The organism is Streptomyces aquilus (genome assembly GCF_003955715.1).
GTDB lineage: Bacteria > Actinomycetota > Actinomycetes > Streptomycetales > Streptomycetaceae > Streptomyces > Streptomyces aquilus.
Genome location: NZ_CP034463.1, coordinates 10181890 through 10201306 on the forward strand (window position 1 = coordinate 10181890; position 19417 = coordinate 10201306).

The 19417-nt window shown below is 71.4% G+C and carries 15 protein-coding genes, 1 tRNA gene and 1 pseudogene; 11 read left to right on the forward strand and 6 right to left on the reverse strand.

All coding sequences use genetic code 11. The annotated features are described in order from the left end of the window. Window positions 1–412 precede the first annotated feature (412 nt). The 5 genes and pseudogenes from EJC51_RS46515 to EJC51_RS46535 all read left to right on the forward strand — a co-directional run. Window positions 413–646: pseudogene (locus tag EJC51_RS46515) on the forward strand (hypothetical protein); the annotation flags it as partial. Continuing rightward, window positions 615–724: transfer RNA gene (locus EJC51_RS48110), tRNA-Ile, on the forward strand. The pseudogene EJC51_RS46515 and the gene EJC51_RS48110, both read left to right, overlap by 32 nt. A gap of 736 nt (window positions 725–1460) precedes the next feature. Continuing rightward, window positions 1461–2114, forward strand: a complete 654-nt coding sequence (locus tag EJC51_RS46525) for a response regulator transcription factor (RefSeq protein WP_126276638.1) — start codon at window positions 1461–1463, stop codon at window positions 2112–2114. After that, window positions 2105–3373 carry a sensor histidine kinase gene (locus EJC51_RS46530; RefSeq protein ID WP_126276639.1) on the forward strand — a complete coding sequence of 423 codons (1269 nt, stop codon included), beginning with the start codon at window positions 2105–2107 and terminating at the stop codon, window positions 3371–3373. Before EJC51_RS46525 ends, EJC51_RS46530 begins: the two co-directional genes overlap by 10 nt. Window positions 3374–3412: 39 nt before the next feature. Beyond that, on the forward strand, window positions 3413–4684 hold the full coding sequence (locus EJC51_RS46535) for a COG4705 family protein (protein ID WP_126276640.1): 1272 nt from the start codon (window positions 3413–3415) through the stop codon (window positions 4682–4684). A gap of 439 nt (window positions 4685–5123) precedes the next feature. On the opposite strand, the gene EJC51_RS46540 is transcribed toward EJC51_RS46535, so the two are convergent. Next, a complete protein-coding gene (locus EJC51_RS46540) occupies window positions 5124–5912 on the reverse strand; it encodes a COG4705 family protein (RefSeq protein ID WP_126276641.1) in 789 nt (262 codons plus the stop codon). A gap of 200 nt (window positions 5913–6112) precedes the next feature. Between EJC51_RS46540 and EJC51_RS46545 the strand changes: the two genes are divergently transcribed. The 6 genes from EJC51_RS46545 (at window position 6113) to EJC51_RS46570 (ending at window position 12502) form a co-directional block, all read left to right on the forward strand. Continuing rightward, the gene (locus EJC51_RS46545; protein WP_126276642.1) at window positions 6113–7057 is read left to right on the forward strand and encodes an ABC transporter ATP-binding protein; all 945 of its coding nucleotides are present in this window, start codon (window positions 6113–6115) and stop codon (window positions 7055–7057) included. Then, the gene (locus tag EJC51_RS46550; RefSeq protein ID WP_126276643.1) at window positions 7054–7893 is read left to right on the forward strand and encodes an ABC transporter permease; all 840 of its coding nucleotides are present in this window, start codon (window positions 7054–7056) and stop codon (window positions 7891–7893) included. The genes EJC51_RS46545 and EJC51_RS46550 overlap by 4 nt, the downstream gene beginning before the upstream one ends. A gap of 58 nt (window positions 7894–7951) precedes the next feature. Then, window positions 7952–9208 (forward strand): sensor histidine kinase, encoded by a 1257-nt coding sequence (locus EJC51_RS46555; protein WP_166683049.1) that lies wholly within the window; start codon window positions 7952–7954, stop codon window positions 9206–9208. After that, a complete protein-coding gene (locus EJC51_RS46560; protein ID WP_126276645.1) occupies window positions 9205–9873 on the forward strand; it encodes a response regulator in 669 nt (222 codons plus the stop codon). Before EJC51_RS46555 ends, EJC51_RS46560 begins: the two co-directional genes overlap by 4 nt. Before the next feature lie 197 nt (window positions 9874–10070). Continuing rightward, window positions 10071–11558 carry a hypothetical protein gene (locus EJC51_RS46565; protein ID WP_126276646.1) on the forward strand — a complete coding sequence of 496 codons (1488 nt, stop codon included), beginning with the start codon at window positions 10071–10073 and terminating at the stop codon, window positions 11556–11558. Between the two features lie 5 nt (window positions 11559–11563). Beyond that, on the forward strand, window positions 11564–12502 hold the full coding sequence (locus tag EJC51_RS46570) for a lysylphosphatidylglycerol synthase transmembrane domain-containing protein (RefSeq protein ID WP_244363300.1): 939 nt from the start codon (window positions 11564–11566) through the stop codon (window positions 12500–12502). 1186 nt (window positions 12503–13688) lie between these two features. Here the strand turns inward: EJC51_RS46570 and EJC51_RS46580 are convergent. From EJC51_RS46580 to EJC51_RS46600, 5 genes are read right to left on the reverse strand one after another with little or no spacing between them, the layout of a single operon-like run. Continuing rightward, window positions 13689–14534 carry an ABC transporter permease gene (locus EJC51_RS46580; RefSeq protein WP_126276647.1) on the reverse strand — a complete coding sequence of 282 codons (846 nt, stop codon included), beginning with the start codon at window positions 14532–14534 and terminating at the stop codon, window positions 13689–13691. A 41-nt stretch (window positions 14535–14575) separates the two neighbouring features. Next, window positions 14576–15322, reverse strand: a complete 747-nt coding sequence (locus EJC51_RS46585; RefSeq protein WP_126276648.1) for a response regulator transcription factor — start codon at window positions 15320–15322, stop codon at window positions 14576–14578. A 56-nt stretch (window positions 15323–15378) separates the two neighbouring features. Beyond that, window positions 15379–18030, reverse strand: a complete 2652-nt coding sequence (locus EJC51_RS46590) for an ABC transporter permease (RefSeq protein ID WP_126276649.1) — start codon at window positions 18028–18030, stop codon at window positions 15379–15381. Beyond that, window positions 18027–18689: an ABC transporter ATP-binding protein gene (locus EJC51_RS46595; protein ID WP_126276650.1), complete on the reverse strand. Its 663-nt coding sequence runs from the start codon at window positions 18687–18689 to the stop codon at window positions 18027–18029. The genes EJC51_RS46590 and EJC51_RS46595 overlap by 4 nt, the downstream gene beginning before the upstream one ends. Next, on the reverse strand, window positions 18676–19416 hold the full coding sequence (locus EJC51_RS46600) for an ABC transporter ATP-binding protein (protein WP_126276651.1): 741 nt from the start codon (window positions 19414–19416) through the stop codon (window positions 18676–18678). The genes EJC51_RS46595 and EJC51_RS46600 overlap by 14 nt, the downstream gene beginning before the upstream one ends. Window position 19417 lies beyond the last annotated feature (1 nt).

The following is a 19417-nucleotide window of genomic DNA, read 5'->3' on the forward strand; positions in this document are numbered from 1 at the left end:
GATCCCGCAGCGCTGCGGTTGCGTCCGCCCCGCCGACACAGGCGAGAGGCGGGAAGGTCGACTCAGAGGCTGTCACGCCTCCGGCGGACGTCCTGCGCCACATGCCTTCCACGGTCACCCTCCAGGAAGCCGCCCGCTTGGCGTGCACTGCGGGCCCTCGTCGCCCGGCCGCCCGGCCCACCGCCGGGCCCGCTGCCCCGCACCCGCCCCGCGCCGGACAATGTTCGGACAAGATCACGTCGTGTCGGACAGGGACAAGACCGCGGCGTCCGAGCTGCAAGTGATGCGTGGCTCGACAGCCTGCCTGTGGGATGAGGCGCGCTTGTAAGGAAAGCCCTGGGGCGTCCCGTGCCGGGTCTCTGGCCGGCGCTCGTGTGAGCGGGGTCCCGTGACGGCGTCTGTCGCGCGGTGCCCGGCGGACACCGCGCCGCTGCTGCGCCAGCTGCACCGGCTCGTCGACGCCGACAACACGGTCATCCTCGTCGAGCACGACCTGGATACCGCCGCCACCGCCGACTGGGTCATCGCCCTCGGTCCGGGCGGCGACGTAGGCGGGCGGGTGGTCACGGCGGGGCCGACCAAGGTGGCGAGGGCTCGCCGCAGCGCTACGGCACCGTATCTAGCGGCCAGACTTGCGTGCCCCTGATCCGGATCCGCTCCGCGGAACACCGCCAGCAGCGGACTCATAATCCGTCGGCCGTGGGTTCGAGTCCCACCCGCCCCACCTATGCAGGGCTCTGACCTGCGGAAACGTTCAATTTGTCCTGCCGGATCATCAACTTTGCCTGAACGGACTAAATCCGCTGCTCGCGAGTTTGGCGCCTGGGTGTTTCCGATTCGGCTGATGGCCTTCTGACCTGCATGGATGTGTGTCGATGTGCTCCCACTCGCACGTGTTCTGCTCGGCGCTGTTGTGGCAGGATCATGTGTTGAGGCCATCCTGAGGCCGGAGGCGCGGGGGAACGCCTCGGGGGCGTTGTTCGACGAATCGTGCAAATGTGGCGCAGGGCGATTCACGTGGCGATCGTCTGGGGTTCTTAGCGTTGCGAGGTATGCGCCCCGCTAGGGTCCTAAGGAGCCAAGGAAACGGCCCCAACAGAAAACTGCCCTGGAGGGTGGTCGACCTTTCGTATGCCGCCATGACGCTGGTCCGGGACGTCATCGGACCTGCTCGTGGCGCGAGACCGCGGGGTAGCGAGGTCGAGCCAGATCATCCGTGCTACAGGGATGCGACTCGGCCTGTATGGGTTTTCGTGCGGTGTCCGTACAAGATCGACCCAGGAGGCTGAGGGCGCTGCAGGCAACCACCACGGTCGCAGGTGCCGTTGCTGATGCCGCAGCGAAGGACTACAGGCCATGCGCACGGACGTGCCACCGCGCTCTCCCGGCAGGGCGGGCGGGCGTCAGGTACCTGGTCGGGGCAGATGGAGTATCGAGACGCGAGAACCTAGGGTCAGCACGTGGCTTTGATCCTGGTGTGCGAAGACGACGTGGCGGTTCGCGGCATCCTCAGGCGTGCCCTGGAGCACGACGGTCACACGGTTTCCGTCGCCGCCACGGCGGACAGCCTGCTACGGCAGCTCGCACCGGTGCCCCAGCTGGTCGTCCTGGATCTCGGGCTGCCGGACGCCGACGGCCGCGATGTCTGCCTGGCCCTGAGGGCTCGCGGCGTCGACGTGCCGGTGTTGATGCTCACCGCCCTGGACGGTCTGCATCACAAGGTCGGCGGCTTCGAGGCCGGCGCCGACGACTACATGACCAAGCCCTTCGACATCCCGGAACTGCTGGTGCGGGTCCGGGCGCTGTTGCGCCGGGCCACCGTGGCGCCCGCTTCGCGCGAGGTCGTCCTCGATCCGGCGAAACACATGGTGACCTACGATGCGCTGAGCATGAGCCTGACCCCGACCGAGTTCCGGCTGCTGGGCCGCCTGATCGCCTCGCAGGGCGACGCGGTGCGCCGGCACGCCCTCGTCGCCGCCGGCTGGCCGCACGGGGCGCACGTCAGCGACAACACCCTCGACTCCTATGTGCGCCGGCTGCGGACCAAGCTCGGCCCGCTGGGCGTGGCGGGACGCCTGGCGACGGTCCGCGGCGTGGGCTACCGATGGCAGTGACCGGATTCCGCAGAAGTGTCGTTGCGCTCACCGTCCTGATCGCCACCGCCGTGGTCGCCATCCTGGTCGTCGTCTCGCACGTGCTGCTGAGCAGGGTCACGGACGCCGACGCACATGACCTGGCCCGTACGCGCGCCGAGGCGGTGGCGTCGAACGTCACCGCCAAGGGCGGCCGTGTCGTGCTCACGGAGAACGGCAGTGAGGCGTTGGACGAGGTCGCCTGGGTGTATGCCGACGGCCGCCTCATCGACGGGAACGTACCGGCGAGCGTGGTCGGGCGCGTCGAGGAGCTGGTGGACTCGGGGCGTTCGCAGACCTCGACCGTCGGTGACTCCCTCCTGTACGCGCGGACGGTTCCGGTCGACGGCCACCACGTCATGGTGGTCGTCCGGGTGGAACTCACGCCTTACGAGACGTCCGAGCAGCGCAGTCTGACCTTGTCCTTGATCCTGGGTGGCCTCACGATCGTCCTCGCCGGCGGTGTCGCGCATGTCGTGGTGCGCCGCGCGCTGCGGGTCGTGCACGAGATGGCCGCCCTCGCCGACGACTGGGGCCACCATGAACCCGGGCGCCGCTTCAACCTCGGCGTCCCCCGGGACGAGTTCGGGGAACTGGGACAGACGCTGGACCGCCTCCTGGAGCGCGTCGACAACGCGTTGGCGGACGAACGCCGGCTCACCGACGAGATCGCCCACGAGCTGCGAACTCCCCTCACGGTCCTGCGGGGCGAGGCACAGCTGGCGCAACTGTCCGGCGAGCCGGTGCCGCCGGAGGCGGTACTGAATGAGGTCGAGCGTCTCGACGCGGCGATCACGACGATTCTGCGCGCCGCGCGCGCCCGCACGGACGAGGGCACCCGGTGCGATTTGCGCGCCGCCGCGCGGCAGGCGATCGGTGGTCGCGCGGTCGAGGTCGCCGTTCCGGCGAAGACCGAGGTGGCCGTGGCGCCCGATGTCGCCGTGTCGCTGCTGTCGCCCCTGCTGGAGAACGGCCTGCGGCATGCAAGGACGCGGGTGTGGATCACCGCGCGCCACCAGGGTGCGGCCGTCGTGGTCGACGTCCTCGACGACGGCCCGGGGATCGATCCCGCGGACGTCGAGCGGGTCTTCGAGGCGGGTGTGACCGGCGGCGACGGATTCGGGCTGGGGCTGCCGGTGGTCCGGCGCATCGCCGCCTCGGCCGGCGTGGAGGTCCGCGCGATCGCGGACGGCCGCGGTCACGTCGAGGTGACGCTCCCGGCCGCCGGCGCGGTCACGTAGTCAGGTTGCTTGCAGGTTCCCCGCGCGAACCTGGCCCGCATGACAACGACAACGGAAGCGCGCACGCGCAGCGGGCGCCTCATGCTCAACAAGGTCCCCGAGGTCACCGTCTGGTTCTGGGTGATCAAGATCCTGTGCACCACGGTGGGGGAGAGCTTCGCCGACTGGATCAACATGAAGCTGGGCGTCGGCCTGGTGAACACGGCCTGGATCTTCACCGGGGTGTTCGTGGTGGTCCTGGCCGTGCAGCTGCGGCTGAAGCGGTACGTCCCGTTCCCCTACTGGCTGACCGTGGTCGTTGTCAGCGTCACGGGGACCCTGTACACCGACATCCTCACCGATCAGCTCAACGTGCCGCTGTGGATCAGCTCCGCGGTGTTCTCGGTGCTGCTCGCGGTGGTCTTCGGCGTGTGGTGGGCGCGTGAGCGCACGCTGTCGATCCACTCGGTCACCACGCTGCCGCGCGAGTCGTTCTACTGGCTCGCCGTTCTCGTCACCTTCGCGCTCGGCACCGCGACCGGCGACTGGACCCTGGAGCTGACCGGCTGGAGCCCTGGTGCCTCGGTGCTGCTGCCGCTCGGTCTCATCGCCGCGATCACGCTGTTGTGGAAGTTCGGCGCGAACCCGGTGCTGTCCTTCTGGCTCGCCTACATCCTGACCCGCCCGCTGGGCGCGAACATCGGCGACTGGCTCGCCTCCCCGAAGGTGGCTCAGCCGGGCGAGCCGACCGGCCTCGCGTTGGGCACCTTCACCACCAGCCTGATCTTCCTCGGCCTGATCCTGGCGACGGTGGTCTACCTGACGGTGACACGCTCGGACGTGACCGAGACCTACGAGGCCGCCCACGCCGCCCACACCACCGGCGACCTGCGAAAGGAGCGCGTCGGTCTGGCCGGCTTCGCACTCCTCGCCGTCGCCACCACGGGCCTGCTGATCTGGGCCCACAATCAGCCGCACACCGGCCCGGCGCCGGAGGAGGACAACACTTCAGCCGTCCAGATGGCCCCCGGCGAGGCGGTGAAGAAGTTCCCGCCCGCCAAGGTCACCGCTCTGAAGACCCTCGCGTCCACCTCGCTCAAGGACGCCCGCTCCGGGAACGAGAAGGGTGCACACGCGGCCGCACAGTCGCTGCGTGACCTGTGGGACGCCGACCAGGCATCGTTGCAGCCGCTGGACCAGACCGGGTGGGACTCCATCGACGCCCAGATGGACAAGGTGCTGGGAACCTTCGGCATCGATCACTCGAACCCTCCCATGCCGGCCGCGCAGCAGGAGAAGGAACTGAAGGCCCTCCTGACGGACATGGGCTGAAAGGCGGCAACCCCACCTCCGCGAATTCCGTTGGGGCGGTCGAAGCCGGTGCTGACGGCTCGACCGCCCCGTGTCTCACAGCGAGCCATCACCATGGTCGGGAATCCTTCGCTGTGCTGGGGTGCGGCCGAACGACCTCTCATGGTCAGCCGCGCTTCGGAGGAGATCGCGATTCCGCCTGGATCTTCTTGAGGAGCAGGGAGCTGGCGGTGCGCACTGTTCCTTCCCCAGGTCGGCGGGGGCCCGCGGTGAGGGCCCGGTGTGCCGGATCCGGGCGTGAGCGACGATCAATGACCAGGTCCAGCGGTCCGCGGCTTCGGGAGTGCGGAGTTCCGGGGAGCCGGAGGAGTTACACGTCGTCCGGGGCGGCACCGGTGGTAGAGGGCCGGAGGGCGATCCGAGGACGGGCATGACAGTGAATGACGGGCGTCCGACCGCGTCACTGGACCTGTCGAACCCTGTCGCGTTGTGACACGGCCAGGTAGGCGACGAATCCGATGATCGCCGCCGTCCAGGCGAGGGTGACCGGCGACAGGCCGAGGTCGAGGCCACCGCGGGTGTGGGGGAGGGCCATCCAGTCGGCGAGGGAGGCGCCGAGGGGGCGGGTGATGACGTACGCGGTCCAGAACGCGGTCACCGCGCCCAGGGCGCCGAAGCGGTGGGCCACGGCCGGTACGCAGATGGCGGCCGCGAAGAGGGCGACCGAGCCCAGGTAGCCGAAGCCGACGGTAGCGGTCAGGTCGCCCGCGGCGGTGCCGAGGGCGAAGGTCGCGAGGACGGCCGCCCAGTAGAACGCCTCGCGGCGGCGGGTCCGGACGGTGTGGATGGAAAGGGTGCGCTCGCTCGCGTACCAGAGGGCGAAGACCGCGGCCAGGGCGACGAGGAAGGCCGGGGCCGAGACGGCGTAGGGCACGCCGATGCCGACGTGTAGGACGTCGGCGGCCATGGTGCCGAACACGCTGACCATGACGACGGCCGTCCAGTACGCCCAGGCGACGTAGCGGCGGAGCGTGAACTGGACGGCGAGGGATGCCGTCAGGGCGAGGCCGCCGAGCGCGACCGCCGGAATCGGGCCGAGGGTCCGGGCCAGGAGGTCCGACGCCGTCTCGCCCATGCCGGTGGTCAGGAGCTTGATGATCCAGAAGTAGACAGTCACCTCCGGCACCTTGTTCGCCAACTGGCGTACGGGGGTGGCGGGGTGGTTGTCGAGGACGTGCTCTGCGGTCATGATCCGCACGATCGCACTTCGAACATGAACGCAACCTGAATGCTGCGCCGGGCACGGTGGCACGTAGTACCGCGGTACGACCCGGCCGGTGTGGATCAGTCCCCGGTACCACCGAATCGGGGTGTTTCGGTCCTTAGCGTGGGTGGTGCGGCGTCAGGGGCGCCCGACGGACGCCGGTCTCCGAACAGGAAGTGACGCGCATGATCGACGCACAGCAGCTGACCAAGAGATACGGCGAGAAAACCGCCGTAGACGGGCTGGACTTCGCCGTCCAGCCGGGCACGGTGACCGGATTCCTCGGGCCGAACGGGGCGGGCAAGTCCACAACCATGCGGATGATCGTCGGGCTCGACGCCCCGACGAGCGGCTCGGTCACGGTCAACGGCCGCCACTACGCCCAGCACCAGGCACCGCTCCAGGAGGTCGGCGCCCTGCTGGAGGCGAAGTCGATCCACCCGGGCCGCTCGGCCTACAACCACCTCAACGCGCTCGCGCTCACGCACGGCATCCCCCGGCGTCGGGTCGACGAGGTCATCGACCTCGCGGGCCTGGGCAGCGTGGCCAGGAAGCGGGCCGGCGCCTTCTCCCTCGGCATGGGGCAACGCCTCGGCATCGCGGCGGCCCTGCTGGGTGACCCGCAGACGGTGATGCTGGACGAGCCGGTCAACGGGCTCGACCCCGAGGGCGTCCTGTGGATCCGCAACCTGCTGAAGGCCCTCGCCGACGAAGGCCGGACCGTGTTCGTGTCGTCCCACCTGATGAGCGAGATGGCCCTGGTGGCGGACCACCTCATCATCGTCGGCCGCGGGCGGCTGCTGGCCGACACCACCGTGCGCGATCTCGTCCGCGAGGCGGGCGGTGACACGGTCAAGGTGGCCGCGCAGGACCCGGCCCGGCTGCGAGAGGTCCTGGCCGGTCCCGGCGTCGACATCACCGGCCGCGCCGGTTCCGAGGAGCTTCAGGTGACCGGGCTGAGCGCCCGCGAGATCGGCCTGAAGGCGGCCGAGCACGGGATCGCGCTGTTCGAACTGACCGCACACGCGGTGTCGTTGGAGGAGGCGTTCATGAACCTGACCAGGGATGCCGTGGAGTACCACGGCACCACGGGCATCGGCACCGCCACGGCCGAGGGGAGGGCGGCATGAGCACCCTCACCGCAACCGTCGAGGCGCCCCCTGCCGACCCGGCCCGCCCCGCCTACCGGGTGACCGGACGGCGCGTGCTGGCATCGGAGTGGGCCAAGTTGTGGTCGCTGCGCTCGACCTGGATCACCCTGGGCCTCGGCCTGGTCTTCCTCGTCGCCTTCGGCCTGATCGCCGCGAACCACTACAAGTCCGGGATCGGCTCCGGGCACCAGGACCGGGACTTCGCCACCGCGACGGCCGTGAGCCTGTCCCTCTTCGGCACCAACTTCGCCCAGCTCGCCCTCGGGGTGCTCGGCGTCCTGGTCACGGCGGGGGAGTACTCGACCGGCATGATCCGCTCGACGCTGGCGGCCGTACCACGCCGCCTGCCCGTGCTGTGGTCCAAAGCAGCCGTGTTCGGCCTGGTCGCCCTGGTCGTCGCCACGCTGGGCGCGTTCGTCGCCTTCGGCTTCGGCAGCGGCATCGTCTCCGGCACACCCGCCGCGATGAGCCTGACGCACGCGGGAGTCGTACGCAGCCTGCTGGGCGCCGGACTCTACCTCGGCCTGGTCGGGGTGATCGGCACGGCGCTCGGCGCGCTGCTGCGGTCGGTGGCCGGCGGTATCTCGGTGCTCGTCGCGGCCCTGATGCTGGTCCCCGGCCTGATCTCGCTGCTGCCCAGCTCCTGGCAGGACAACATCAGCCCCTACCTGCCCAGCAACGCGGGCGAGTCGATGTTCGCCCTGACCCACGACAGCACCACGCTCTCTCCCACCGCCGGACTGCTGGTCTTCCTCGGCTGGACGGCGCTCGCGCTGGCGGGCGCGGCGTACCGGCTGGTGCGCAGCGACGTCTGACCGCCTGCACCATGGGCAGGTGACCACCTTGACGACCACCGTCGAAGACGTCAGCGGGATGGGACCGCTGGTCGCCCGGATCTCCCGGTGCGGCCAGCGGTTACGGCAGGCCGACCGGGCCCGGCCGTGGGTGCTGGACACCGCGGTGGTGGTGCTGGTCTTCGCGATGTTCTGCCTGCCGGACCTCGTCCACGGGATCACGGGGGACGGCGACGGCCCTCGCCGCTTCCGGCTCGCCTTCACCCAGCTCTCCCCACCCGCGATGCTGGCCTTGCAGGCCGGTCTGGTGCTGCCGCTGCTGTGGCGACGGCGCAGGCCCATGGCGGCCTTCGTCGCCGTCGCGGCCGTCTTCGTTCTGCAGTGGTCCCTGGATGCCGTGCTGCGCGCGGACGTGGCCCTGTTCATCGCCCTCTACAGCCTGGCCCTGCACGGCCGGCCGCGGCAGCTGCCGTGGGCCTGCGGTGTCATGGCGGGCGCGATGGTGCTGGTGGCGGTGCGGGTGTCGGCGGCGATGTCCGTCTGGGACGCTCTGTTCTTCCTGCTGAGTACGGCGACCGCGGCCCTGGCGCTGGGCCTGATGATCCGCGTCCGCCGGGCCCAGCTCGCGGGGCTGCGGGACCGGGCGGCCCGCCTGGAGGTCGAACGCGACCAGCGCAGCCGGCTCGCGGCCGCCACCGAACGCGCTCGAGTGGCCCGCGAGATGCACGACATCGTCGGCCACAACCTGTCGGTCATCATCACCCTCGCCGACGCCGGCGCGTACGCCACCGACCTCGCTCCCGAGCGCGGCAAGGAGGCCCTGCAGCTCATCGGCGACACCGGCCGCACGGCCCTCGGCGAGCTGCGCCGCGTGCTCGGCGTCCTGAGGGAGGCGGCCGATGGCCCCGCCGCGGTCCCGGAACTCAGCCCGCAGCCCGGCCTCGCGGACATCCAGGCACTGTGCGAGGGCGTGCGGGCCGCCGGCCTTGAGATCGTCTACCGGACCGTCGGCGATGTGGACGACCTGGACCGCGGTGTGCAGCTGACGGTCTACCGCATCGTCCAAGAGGCCCTCACCAACGCACTCAAGCACGCCGGCGCCGGCACTCGGGTGCAGCTGTCGGTGCTCGTGGAGGACGAGCGGCTGGTCGTCCGGGTCCGGGACAACGGCACGACCGGTCGCTCAGGACCATGGAACGAGGAAGGACACGGACTGGTGGGTATGCGCGAACGAGCCGCACTGTACGGAGGCGACGTCAGTGCCGGTCCCACGGCGGGCGGCGGCTGGACGGTGGAGGCCGTCCTCGACCTCGCACATCGGGCAGGCACCCGATGACCACGGTCCTCGTCGTCGACGACCAGCCGCTGCAACGCTACGGCTTCCGGGTCCTGCTCGACTCCATCCCCGAGACCGAGGTGCTCGGCGAGGCCGCGAACGGCGCCGAGGCTGTCCGCAGGACCGCCGAACTGCGCCCTGACGTGGTCCTGATGGACGTCCGCATGCCGGGCATGGACGGCATCGAGGCAACCCGGCGGATCACCGCCGCCGGGGGCCGGTCCCGCGTCCTGGTGCTGACCACCTTCGACATCGACGAGTACGTGCACGCCGCCCTGCGGGCCGGAGCCAGCGGCTTCCTCCTCAAGGACGCGCGCCCCGACGAACTCCTCGCCGGCATCCGGGCCGTCGCCTCGGGCGACGCGGTGATCGCCCCGGCGCTCACCCGCCGCATCCTGGACGAGTACGCCCAGCACGTACCCGTCGGCCGGGGAAACCCCAGTGACGACCCCCGGCTGGCGTCCCTCACCGATCGCGAGCGCGAGATCCTCGTGGCCATCGGCAAGGGCTGGACCAACGGCGAGATCGCCGCGCGCTTCGTCGTGGCCGAGTCCACCGTGAAGACGCACGTGGGCCGAGTCCTGGCGAAGATCGGCGCCCGCGACCGCATCCAGGCCGTGATCTTCGCCTACGACCACGGACTCGCTCGTCCCGGTACGGGGTGAGTGTGCTCACTCCAGTGCGTCCCCATTACGCCGTTCGGGCCTCTCACGTGGGCTGCTGCCTGTCCTGCCTTCACCGTCAGGAGTGAGGGAGGTGTCTTCTCACCTGCCTCTAACCGAGGCGCCGTACCGTGAAACCGATCTCCTACGAGATGTAGGAGAGGGTGGTTCCGGGGCACTAGGCGACGGAGAGGTGATCGATGGGCGACGGCTCGAACGCCACCATGACGAGCGCCTCACGCACGGGATCCCCACCGGTAACCACTCGGGCCCGCCGGCGCTGGGGTGAACCCTGGCTCGCCACCGTCGCGGGCGCTTTCACACTCGCTCAGCTGTGCCTCGTACGACCGGATCTCGGTCTCGGCTGGGACGAGACGGTCTACGTCAGCCAGGTCAGCGGCGATGTCCCCGCCGCCTTCTTCAGCGCGCCCCGTGCCCGCGGCATCTCCCTGCTGACCGCCCCGATCGCCTCGTGGTCCGACTCCACCGCCCTCCTGCGGGTCTACCTGGCGATCCTGTCGGGCCTGGCCCTCTACTTCGCCCTGCGCGTGTGGCGAGCCCACGTCATGCCGCACGTCCTGGCCCTGGCGGGTGCCCTGTTTGCCTCGCTGTGGGTGACGCTGTTCTACGGCCCCCAGGCCATGCCCAACTACTGGGTGGCCGTCGGAGGTCTGGCCTGCGTCGGCTGCTTCCTGCGTGTCCGGGCGGACGCCGGGGACCGGGCGGCCTGGTGGGGCGTGTTCGCGGGCGCGGCGCTGATGGCGTGGATGCGCCCGATGGACGCCGTATACGTCGTACTGCCCTTGCTCGTCCTCGCCCTGCGCCGACCCCGCCTCCTTGCCGTGCTGGTCGCCGGACTGCTGGCAGTCGCCGGTGAGTGGGTGATCGAGGCATACGTGAGCTATGGCGGCCTCGCGCAACGTCTCTCCGACGCCTCCCGCATCCAGGGCGGCCTCGGCTGGCACCTGGCGGTCGCCGACCAGTTGCGCAGTCTCGCCGGGCGGACGCTCTGTCGCCCCTGCACCGGGTCGGCCCCCAACCCGGTGGTGACCCTGTGGTGGTTCGCACTGCCGGTGCTCGCCGCTCTCGGCGCGGTGGCCGCCGTCCGCGCCCGGCGCGCCCTGCCGATCCTGCTCCCGCTGGCCTGCGCGGTGACGGCCGCCGTCCCGTACTTGTTCCTCATCGGCTACGCCGCCCCCCGCTTCCTGCTGCCCGCCTATGCCCTGCTCGCCGTCCCCGTCGCCAAGGGCCTCGCGCGCCTGGCCACCGCCCCGGCGCGCGGGACCGCGCGGGCCCTCGCCGTGAGCCTGGTGGCGGCCGGCCTGGCATGCCATCTGGCCGTGCAGTACGCCGTCCTGGAACACACCGTGCACGGTTCCGCCGCCAACCGTGAGGGCTGGTCCCGTACCGCGTCCGCCCTCCACGCGCTCGGCGTACGGCCGCCGTGCCTGATCAGCGGATACGAGGCCGTGCCTATCGCCTTCTACACCGGCTGCGGCTCGGCACAGACCGCGGGCCACGACACCAGCACCACCGCGGCCGCACTCACCCGGGCCGCCCACCGGACCCCCATCGCGGTTCTCGCCCTTCCGGGAGACCGGCCGCCCGCCTACGCGCGCACCTGGCCCGTGGAGCGGGCGGGCGCTCTGCACGCCTATGTCGCTCCCCGCGTCGCCCAGGGGCGGTGACTGCGGTGGCTGTGTCGGACCGGGTGCCCGTGACCGGGGGCAGGCGCCTCTGCCTCAGGTGGGGGATCACTCTGGCGGTCCTGATCGCCGCAGGGGGTGTGCTCGCCTCCCACTGGGGCACGCTCGACAGCGGGACCGACCAACTGGCCGCCGCTGACGATGAATGGCTGCTGCTCGCCTGCTGCGCCACCGTCGCCACGTGGGTGTGCGCGGCTGTGGCACAGCAGGGCGCGGTCGTGGAGCGGCTGCCGCGGGGGCGGTTGGTGGCAGCGCAGTTCGCGGCCTGCGCCGCCAACCACATCCTGCCCGCGGGAGCCGGGGCGAGCCTGGTCAACCTGCGGTTCCTGACGCGGTGCGGCCTGTCCACCAGGCGCTCGGCGACCGCACTGGCGGTGAAGGCGGCTGTCGGCGGGATCGTCCGGTGCGTGCTCGGCGTCGCCCTGCTGGTGGCATCGCCGGGCGCTGTACCCGTGTCGGCGCGGGTCCCGCACGCGCTGGTCCTGGTGCCGGTGGTGGCGGCAGCCGTCGGGTCGGCGGTGCTGGCCAGCGGTCGGCTCAGGCGGGCGGTGGGGCGGGCCGTGACCGACGTGCGGGAGGTGCATCGCTCCCGGGGGCGGGCTTGCGCGCTGTGGGGCGGCTCCGTCGCGTTCGCGTTGCTGCACGCGGGCGTGGTCGTGGCCGTGGTCCACGCGCTCGGCCTCACGTTGCCCACCAGCCATGTGGTCATGGCGTACGTCGTGGCCAGCGGGGCGGCGGCCCTGCTTCCCACGCCCGGCGGGCTGGGGTCGCTGGACGCCGCGCTCGCCTTCGCGCTCACGGCCGCCGGAGCACCGGGGCAGACGGCGATCTCGGCGGTCATCGGCTACCGCCTGCTCACCGGATGGCTGCCGATGGCACCGGGACTGCTGGTCCTGGGGTTGCTTGCCCGCCGTTCGGCACTCTGAGCCGGTGTGGGTGTTCGCTGCCCATCTGCCTTGTCATGTGACCGGCACGATGGGTGACCATCGACCGGGGCCACACGGAAGACTCCGAGACCGCCAGAGCGCCTCAACGGCCCGGAGTCTTCCGTGCCGGCTCGCCCCGCCGGGCGAACCAGCGGTCCCGGACCGAACACAGGGCGCGGGCGGGACCGGTGACACGGGTCGCGCCGCGTCGCTCGTTCAACGCGCAGTCGCCGCGCAGGACACGAGATGCCACCTCAGCCCGCCGCCCGGCAGGCAGGTCATCCGGACGGCGCCGGGCCCTCTCCCATGAAGGGGACCAGCAGACGCCCCCGGCTATCGAGGTGAGCCCGCCCCGCTGGATGAATCCAGCGTTCCTGCCCGCCGGGAAAGTGCAGCCGCGCCCACCCGGCCGATCGCATCCCCGCTGCCACACGCAGCGGCACACCTCGCAGCACACCACCCCATTCCGAAGCCTCCGCAGGAGCGAACACTCCGAGATCCACATCGATGGCCAGGCGCTCTCCCACCACCTCGAGCACAACGACTGCGTCCGGTGGAAGGGGCGTACAGCCACTGTCTCCTCGGCGGAGGTCTGCCGCGACCGCACATCAGGTGACATCGCTTTGCCAGGCTGCAGTGATGGGGCCACACACGACGGTCCTGTCTCACACGCCCCAGTGATCCGCTGATGGGATCCCCGCGACCCGGCCGTTCGCCCCCCGGACTCCACTCAGTGGGAAGAATGTTCACCATGACACCCTCCGACCGGTGACCGTCGGCCCGCCCGATAGCTAGGGCGGCCGGTTGGTGCATATCCACAAGGAGGCCGTCGGCCGCGCCTTCGGCCTCTGGGACGTGGTCGTCCTCCTTCAGCGTGCCGGGCTTGACACGGGAGAAGAGGACATGATTACCGCCTCGGATCTCATCGAGTGGATCGGCGGAGGCCCGACCGTCTGGGAACCGTGACGAGCGATCCTCTCACCCAAGCCGCGGCACACCACCTCTCACCGAAATTGATCATGAAAGAGTCGCCGGAGTGCCTCCGAAGTCGACTCGGAACGGCATCCACGGGAAGTGGCATAGCGTCAAGCCTTCTGGCGGAAGGACCGTCCGCCCTCACCGACACGCTGGACGTCCGTGCTCGACGCTCCGACCTGGAGCAAGTCCTGCAAGGTTGGCGAACGGCTCACAGGGTGTGGCTGCGTGGCAACCCCTTCATCGGGCGCCTTGTCTTGCGTGGCGCTCCTGTCGGCGCGCCGGGTACCGGGCGGTGCAGGTGGTGGCGGGCGACGAGTTCGAGCGTCACCGCGACCGCGACGGACTGCACCGCCATGAGCGCGATCAGGACGAACAGCTGCACCGCCCCGGCCATCACGGGACTCGCCCCTGCCATCAGCATGCCGACGAATGCACCGGGGAGGGTGACCAGCCCGACCGTACGGGTCTGGTCGAGGCCCGGCAGGAGTGCCTCCGATGCCGCGGGGCGGGCGATCTCCATCCGTGCGTCCCGGTCCAGGAAGCCCAGGGCCATCGCGGCTTCCACCTCCCCGTTGCGCTGGGCCAGTTCGTCCAGGGCTCGACGTCCGGCGAGGACGGTCACGGTGAGTGCGCCGCCGATGAAGATGCCCGTGATCGGGATCAGTGCGATGCCGCGCAGCGGGACGAGCCCCGTCAGCAGCAGTGCCGCGACGACCGGCACCACGCCGGCGGCGATCGGGGCGGCCGTAAGCCACCAGGTGCGGTCACTGGTGATTCTCCGCCCAGCCGTACGCACCGCCACCGAGAACATGACGACCAGGAACGCCAACAGCCCTGGCACGGACTTGACGGCCCACGCGATGACCACCGACACGACGGCCAGCTGGGCCGCGGCCCTCAGCCCGGCGACGAGGATCTCCCGGGCCCGGCTCCGGTACGGGTGCGGGTCGAGATGGAACCGCCCCGCGACCACCGCCGCCGCCAGGAGCAGAGCGGCGAGCAGGACGCCGAGGGTGATGTTGACCGGGACGAGGGATGCCGCACTCGACGTCACGTTCCCCACCTGTCCTTGCTCACTGACACGTCGGCCGCATCTCAACCCATCGGATCCGGCGGCCGTTCCAGCCGGTATCCGTGCCCTCGCAGCGTGGTGATCTCCGGCAGGCGGACAGGACTGTCCTCGGCCTGCGCCGCCTCGGTGAGTCTGCGGCGTAGGCCCGCCATCGTCACGTCGAGGGTCTTGGTCGGTCCGAACCAGTTCTCGTCCCATACCTCGGCCATCAACGTCTCCCGCGACACCGCCTCGCCGACCCGCTCGGCCAGCGCCGCGAGCAGGTCGAACTCCTTCGCCCGCAAGGGGATTTCGACATCGTGCAGAGCGCATCGTCGGGCGGAGACGTCGACGACCAGATCCCCCAGCCGCACCGGCTTGCGGACCGGGGCAGCCACTGTCTGCCGCCGTAGATGCGCTCGCAGCCGGGCGAGCAGCACGGTCATGCTGAACGGTTTGACGAGATAGTCGTCGGCCCCGGCATCCAGTCCGGCGATGACGTCGATGTCCTCGGTCCGCGCGGTCAGCACGACGATCAGCAGATCGGGGAGGCGGGCCCGCAGATCCCGGGCCACGTCCAGGCCGTCCATGTCGGGCAGTCCCAAGTCCAGCAGCAGCACGTCGTACGGTGTCCGCGCGGCCTCGGCCAGGGCGCCCGCCCCCGTACGGCACCAGGTCGGCGCGTAGTCGTGACCGCGCAGGCCGGCCTCCAGATGGCGGCCGATGGTGTCGTCGTCCTCGACGACCAGGACACGGTGGCGGTGGCGGTCCGGTGCGGCGGGCGTGCGCATGGACCACAGCCTAGGAGCGGACAGGGCGGGGAGCCCGTCCTGCGCGCGGAGAGTGTTCACAGGTCGCGGAGCTCCTCCACGGCGGGGCGTCGGGTCTTGCGGATGCCGTTGAGGGCCGCGGCCACGATGGCGGCGACGGCGGCGGTGCCGGTAAGCGCGAGGTAGGCGCCGGGGACCGAGAGGTCGGCGGGTGGCGGATCGAAGACGCCGGTCAGCACCTTGACCAGCATCTGCGACAGGGCCCAGCCGATCAGGGCGCCCCCGGCGAGACCGCCGACGGCCAGCAGCAGGGCCTCGGTGAGGACCATGCCGCGCAGGTGCCGTGCCCGCGCGCCGAGGACCGTGGCGATCGCGAAGGTACGGCGGCGTTCGGCGAGCCCGAGGGCGAGGACGAGCCCACCGGCTCCCGCGGCCAGCAGCACCGCGAAGGCGAGTTCGATGCGTGTCAGGCCCGCCAGGTCAACCGACGTCAGGCTGGTGCCGACGGTGCCGCGGGTCTGGGTCAGGTCGGTGACGGTGGCACCGGTGCCGAGCTGCCCACGCAGCTGCGCGGCGATCTGCTTCTGGTGGCTGCCACCGGTGTCGAGGAGGAAGGCGCCCACCGCGTCGCTGCCGGTGGCCTTGGCGATGTAGGAGGCGTTGGCGACGAAGAAGCTGTCCTTGGGGGCGGTGGGGAACTCCTTGGCGATGCCGGCGTAGTGGAAGGGGACCGTGTGCAGGGCTTTGGTGCGGGCGTCCTGGACGCGCAGGTTGACGGTGTCGCCGGGGGAGAGCTGGAAGTCGTTGACGGTCTCGACGCTGACCAGCAGGTTGTCCGGGTGCTGGGCAAGGCGCTGCATCAGCTGCCGAGCGGTGCCGCCGGCGAAGTAGGCGTCCTGGAGCGAGGTGGCCCCGGCGATGGTGTCCGGGCGGACGCCGTACAGGTCCTGCAGGTCGGAGCCGACATAGGCGAAGCGGTGCTGGAGGGGTTCGACGTGCCGTACACCGGAGATCTTCAGGGCCGCTCCGGAAGCGGGTGGGACCCGGGCCCCGGGCGGTTCGGTGACGGTGACGTCGGCGCCGTTGGTGAGCCGGGCGTCGACCTCGGCCTGCTGGTGGTACGTGGCGTTGAAGACGGCGGTGGACACGGCGAAGGAGACGGCCAGGGCGAGCAGCACCACCGAGCGGGCGAGCGGTCGCCGGCGCCGGGTCAGTACGGCCGCGGTGGTCCCGGCCAGGGTCGCGGTCAGCGGGCGGGCCAGCCGGGTCAGAACGGGACGGCCACGGGTGAGGACCAGCAGGGTCAGGCGCCACAGCAGCAGGGCCGCGCCGATCCACAGCAGGGCGGGGCCGAGGAAGGCCCAGTACGACACGGAGATGCTGGGAACGCCCTCAGGGGCGAGGACCAGCGCGTACTGGTTGCCGGAGGAGGCGCGGAAGACCAGCCACGAGCCGATCAGGAGCACGAGGTCCAGGCCGTACCGCAGCCACCAAGGGGACCGGGAGGGACGTACGCCCTCCTGTTTGCGGGTGTCGGCGACGGTGACCGTGCGGAGGTCCCGCAGTGCGGGGACGAGAACGGCACCGGCGGCCACCGCGGCTCCGAGTACGAAGGCGATCGCGTACCAGACGACCCACTGCCCCGCGCTCGCGCCGAACGAGGCCGCACCGAACGCGAGACGGCCGGTGAGCGCGGCGACACCCAGCCCCGCGAGGCCCCCGGCGAGGCCGATGAGGGCGGCTTCCAGGCCCGCGAGGCCGGTGATTTGGCGGGGCCGCAGCCCGCGCAGTCGCAGCAACCCTTGTTCCTGGCGCCGCCGTTCACCGCCGGCCGAGGCGACCGCCGCTGTGAGCGCGGCCGCCAGGACCGCGCCCGGCACGCCGAGGAAGAGGAAGAGGATCTGGGCGTACAGGGCGTCCTGGCGGGCGGAGTCGAGGGCGGCGCCGATGTTGTTGCCGACCAGGGCGGTGCCTGCCGAGCGGGCCTCCAGGTTGTGGGCGGCACCGGTGACCGAGGAGAACGCGGCGGCCGGGTCGGAGGTCAGCCCGGTGTTGGTGCGGGCGACGTGGATCTGGGTGGTGACGGCGGTGGCGCCGTGAGTGAGGGCGGCGAACCGGGCGGCGGGCAGCAGGACGACGTTGTCCGGGGGCGCGGTCGGCTGCGACTGGCTGGGGGCACCGACGGTCTGGAAGAGGGAGTCGGCCTGGGGCAGGTCGACGACGCCGTCCACCTTCACGCGGTGCGGGCCTGCACCGGGGATCTGGATGGCGATGGTGTCGCCTGGGGCGGCGTGCAGGTTGGAGGCGGTCTGCTGGGCCAGCAGGACGCCGGTGGAGGAGCCCGACAGCGTACGGACGGCGTCCGGAAAGCGGGCACGGTAGCCGTCGGGCAGTCCGAGGGCGACACCGGGGCCGGTGGTCTGGGTGCTGCCCTGCACATGGGCCGTGAAGGCGCTGGTGTGGGCGAAGCCGACGGGCAGCGCGGTGCGGGTGCCGGGGGTCTTCTGGACGAGGGACAGGACGGCGTTCGGGTCGGCGCCGGGCTGCACCTGGACCTGCCAGTCCACGGCGACCGAGCGCAGGGCGCGTTGGGTCATGGTCGCCTTGGACGCGGTGAGGAAGGAGCCGAGCGCGGCGACGAGGGCGACCGCGAGTGTGACGCCTGCCAGGGCGGCCAGCAGTCGGCCGGTGCGGTGGCGGGCCAGGCCTTGCGCCCATGCGGTGATCATGACACCTCCTCGGGTGTGAGCAGTCGTCCGTCGCGCATGCTGCGCCGGACGGTGAGCCGGGCGGCGACGGCCGGATCGTGGGTGGTGACGACGAGGGCCGCACCGGTGTGGTCGGCGGCCGTCAGCAGGGCGTCCAGGACACGGGAGCCGGTGGCGTGGTCGAGGCGGCCGGTGGGTTCGTCGGCGAGGATCAGGCGAGGTGCCTGGGCCAGCACCCGGGCGGCGGCCACCCGTTGGGCCTGCCCGCCGGAGATCTCCTCGGGCAGCCGTTCGGCGAGGTCGGCGGAGTCCACCCGGGCGAGCGCGGCGAGCGCGGCCCTCCTGGCCTCGTCCTCCGCGCGGTCGGTGAGGACCAGGGGCAGGGCGGTGTTCTCGGCCACGTTCAGGGCGGGGATCAGGCTGTCGCCCTGGAAGACGAGGCCGATGTCGTACGGCCCGAGGGAGGCGGCGCGGGTGACGGTGCCGTGGGTGGGCTGTTCGAGTCCGGCGAGCAGATGGAGCAGCGAGCTCTTGCCCGATCCCGAGGGGCCGACCACCGCGAGCCGGTCCCCGGCCCGGATCGTCAGGTCGGCGCCGTGCACGGCCACCACCGCCTGGGCTCCCCGGCCGAAGGTCAGGGCCGCGTCCGTGCAGCTGACGAGCACGTCATCCGACGACATCGTGTGCCTCCTCGCGGTTGTGCGGGGGCGGGGCACCGGTGGCCCTGCCGTCTGTCAGGGTGATCACCCGGTCCGCTACCCGGACCGCCTCCGCGCTGTGCGTGACGAGCAGCACCGCGCAGCCTTCCGTGGCCCGATCCCGAAGCAGTGAAAGCACCAACTGTTCGGTCTCGCCGTCGAGTTCGCCGGTCGGTTCGTCGGCGAGCAGGACGGCGGGCGCGTTGGCCAGCGCGACGGCGAGCCCTGCCCGCGCCAGCTCGCCGCCGGACAGCTCCCGGGGCAGGGCGCGTGTCCGCCCGGTCAGCCCGACCTGCGCCAGCAGGGTCTCGGCCGGGACAGGGGGCCTGCCGCCCTGCGCCCGTTGCGGCAGGCGGACGTTGTCGAGCACGTTCAGGTGGGGCAGCAGGTTGCGGGTCTGCAGCAGGACGCCGATGTGCCGGGCGCGCAGCCGGGCCCGCTCGGTCTCCGGCCGGTGGCTGATCCGTACGCCGCTCACGCGGACCTCGCCGCCGGAGGGTTCGTCGAGTCCGGCCAGGCACGCCAGCAGAGTCGACTTTCCGGCCCCGGACGGTCCCACGACCGCGACGGTCTCACCACGTCGCACCGTCAGCGACACCCCGCGCAGCGCGAGGGTCTCCTCCTCGCCGGCCCGGTAGAAGCGGTACAGCTCGCGGGCTGTCAGCACCTCGTGGGCCGAGCCGCGGGTGTCGTACGAGTCGACTGGCATC

Bases quoted from the DNA above. Each gene is read 5' to 3' on its own strand.
- EJC51_RS46555 (WP_166683049.1), top strand. From the start codon at position 7,952: ATGGGACCGCTGGTCGCCCGGATCTCCCGGTGCGGCCAGCGGTTACGG.
- EJC51_RS46550 (WP_126276643.1), top strand. From the start codon at position 7,054: ATGAGCACCCTCACCGCAACCGTCGAGGCGCCCCCTGCCGACCCGGCC.
- EJC51_RS46540 (WP_126276641.1), bottom strand. From the start codon at position 5,912: ATGACCGCAGAGCACGTCCTCGACAACCACCCCGCCACCCCCGTACGC.
- EJC51_RS46545 (WP_126276642.1), top strand. From the start codon at position 6,113: ATGATCGACGCACAGCAGCTGACCAAGAGATACGGCGAGAAAACCGCC.
- EJC51_RS46590 (WP_126276649.1), bottom strand. From the start codon at position 18,030: ATGATCACCGCATGGGCGCAAGGCCTGGCCCGCCACCGCACCGGCCGA.
- EJC51_RS46530 (WP_126276639.1), top strand. From the start codon at position 2,105: ATGGCAGTGACCGGATTCCGCAGAAGTGTCGTTGCGCTCACCGTCCTG.
- EJC51_RS46600 (WP_126276651.1), bottom strand. From the start codon at position 19,416: ATGCCAGTCGACTCGTACGACACCCGCGGCTCGGCCCACGAGGTGCTG.
- EJC51_RS46595 (WP_126276650.1), bottom strand. From the start codon at position 18,689: ATGTCGTCGGATGACGTGCTCGTCAGCTGCACGGACGCGGCCCTGACC.
- EJC51_RS46535 (WP_126276640.1), top strand. From the start codon at position 3,413: ATGACAACGACAACGGAAGCGCGCACGCGCAGCGGGCGCCTCATGCTC.
- EJC51_RS46560 (WP_126276645.1), top strand. From the start codon at position 9,205: ATGACCACGGTCCTCGTCGTCGACGACCAGCCGCTGCAACGCTACGGC.
- EJC51_RS46585 (WP_126276648.1), bottom strand. From the start codon at position 15,322: ATGCGCACGCCCGCCGCACCGGACCGCCACCGCCACCGTGTCCTGGTC.
- EJC51_RS46565 (WP_126276646.1), top strand. From the start codon at position 10,071: ATGGGCGACGGCTCGAACGCCACCATGACGAGCGCCTCACGCACGGGA.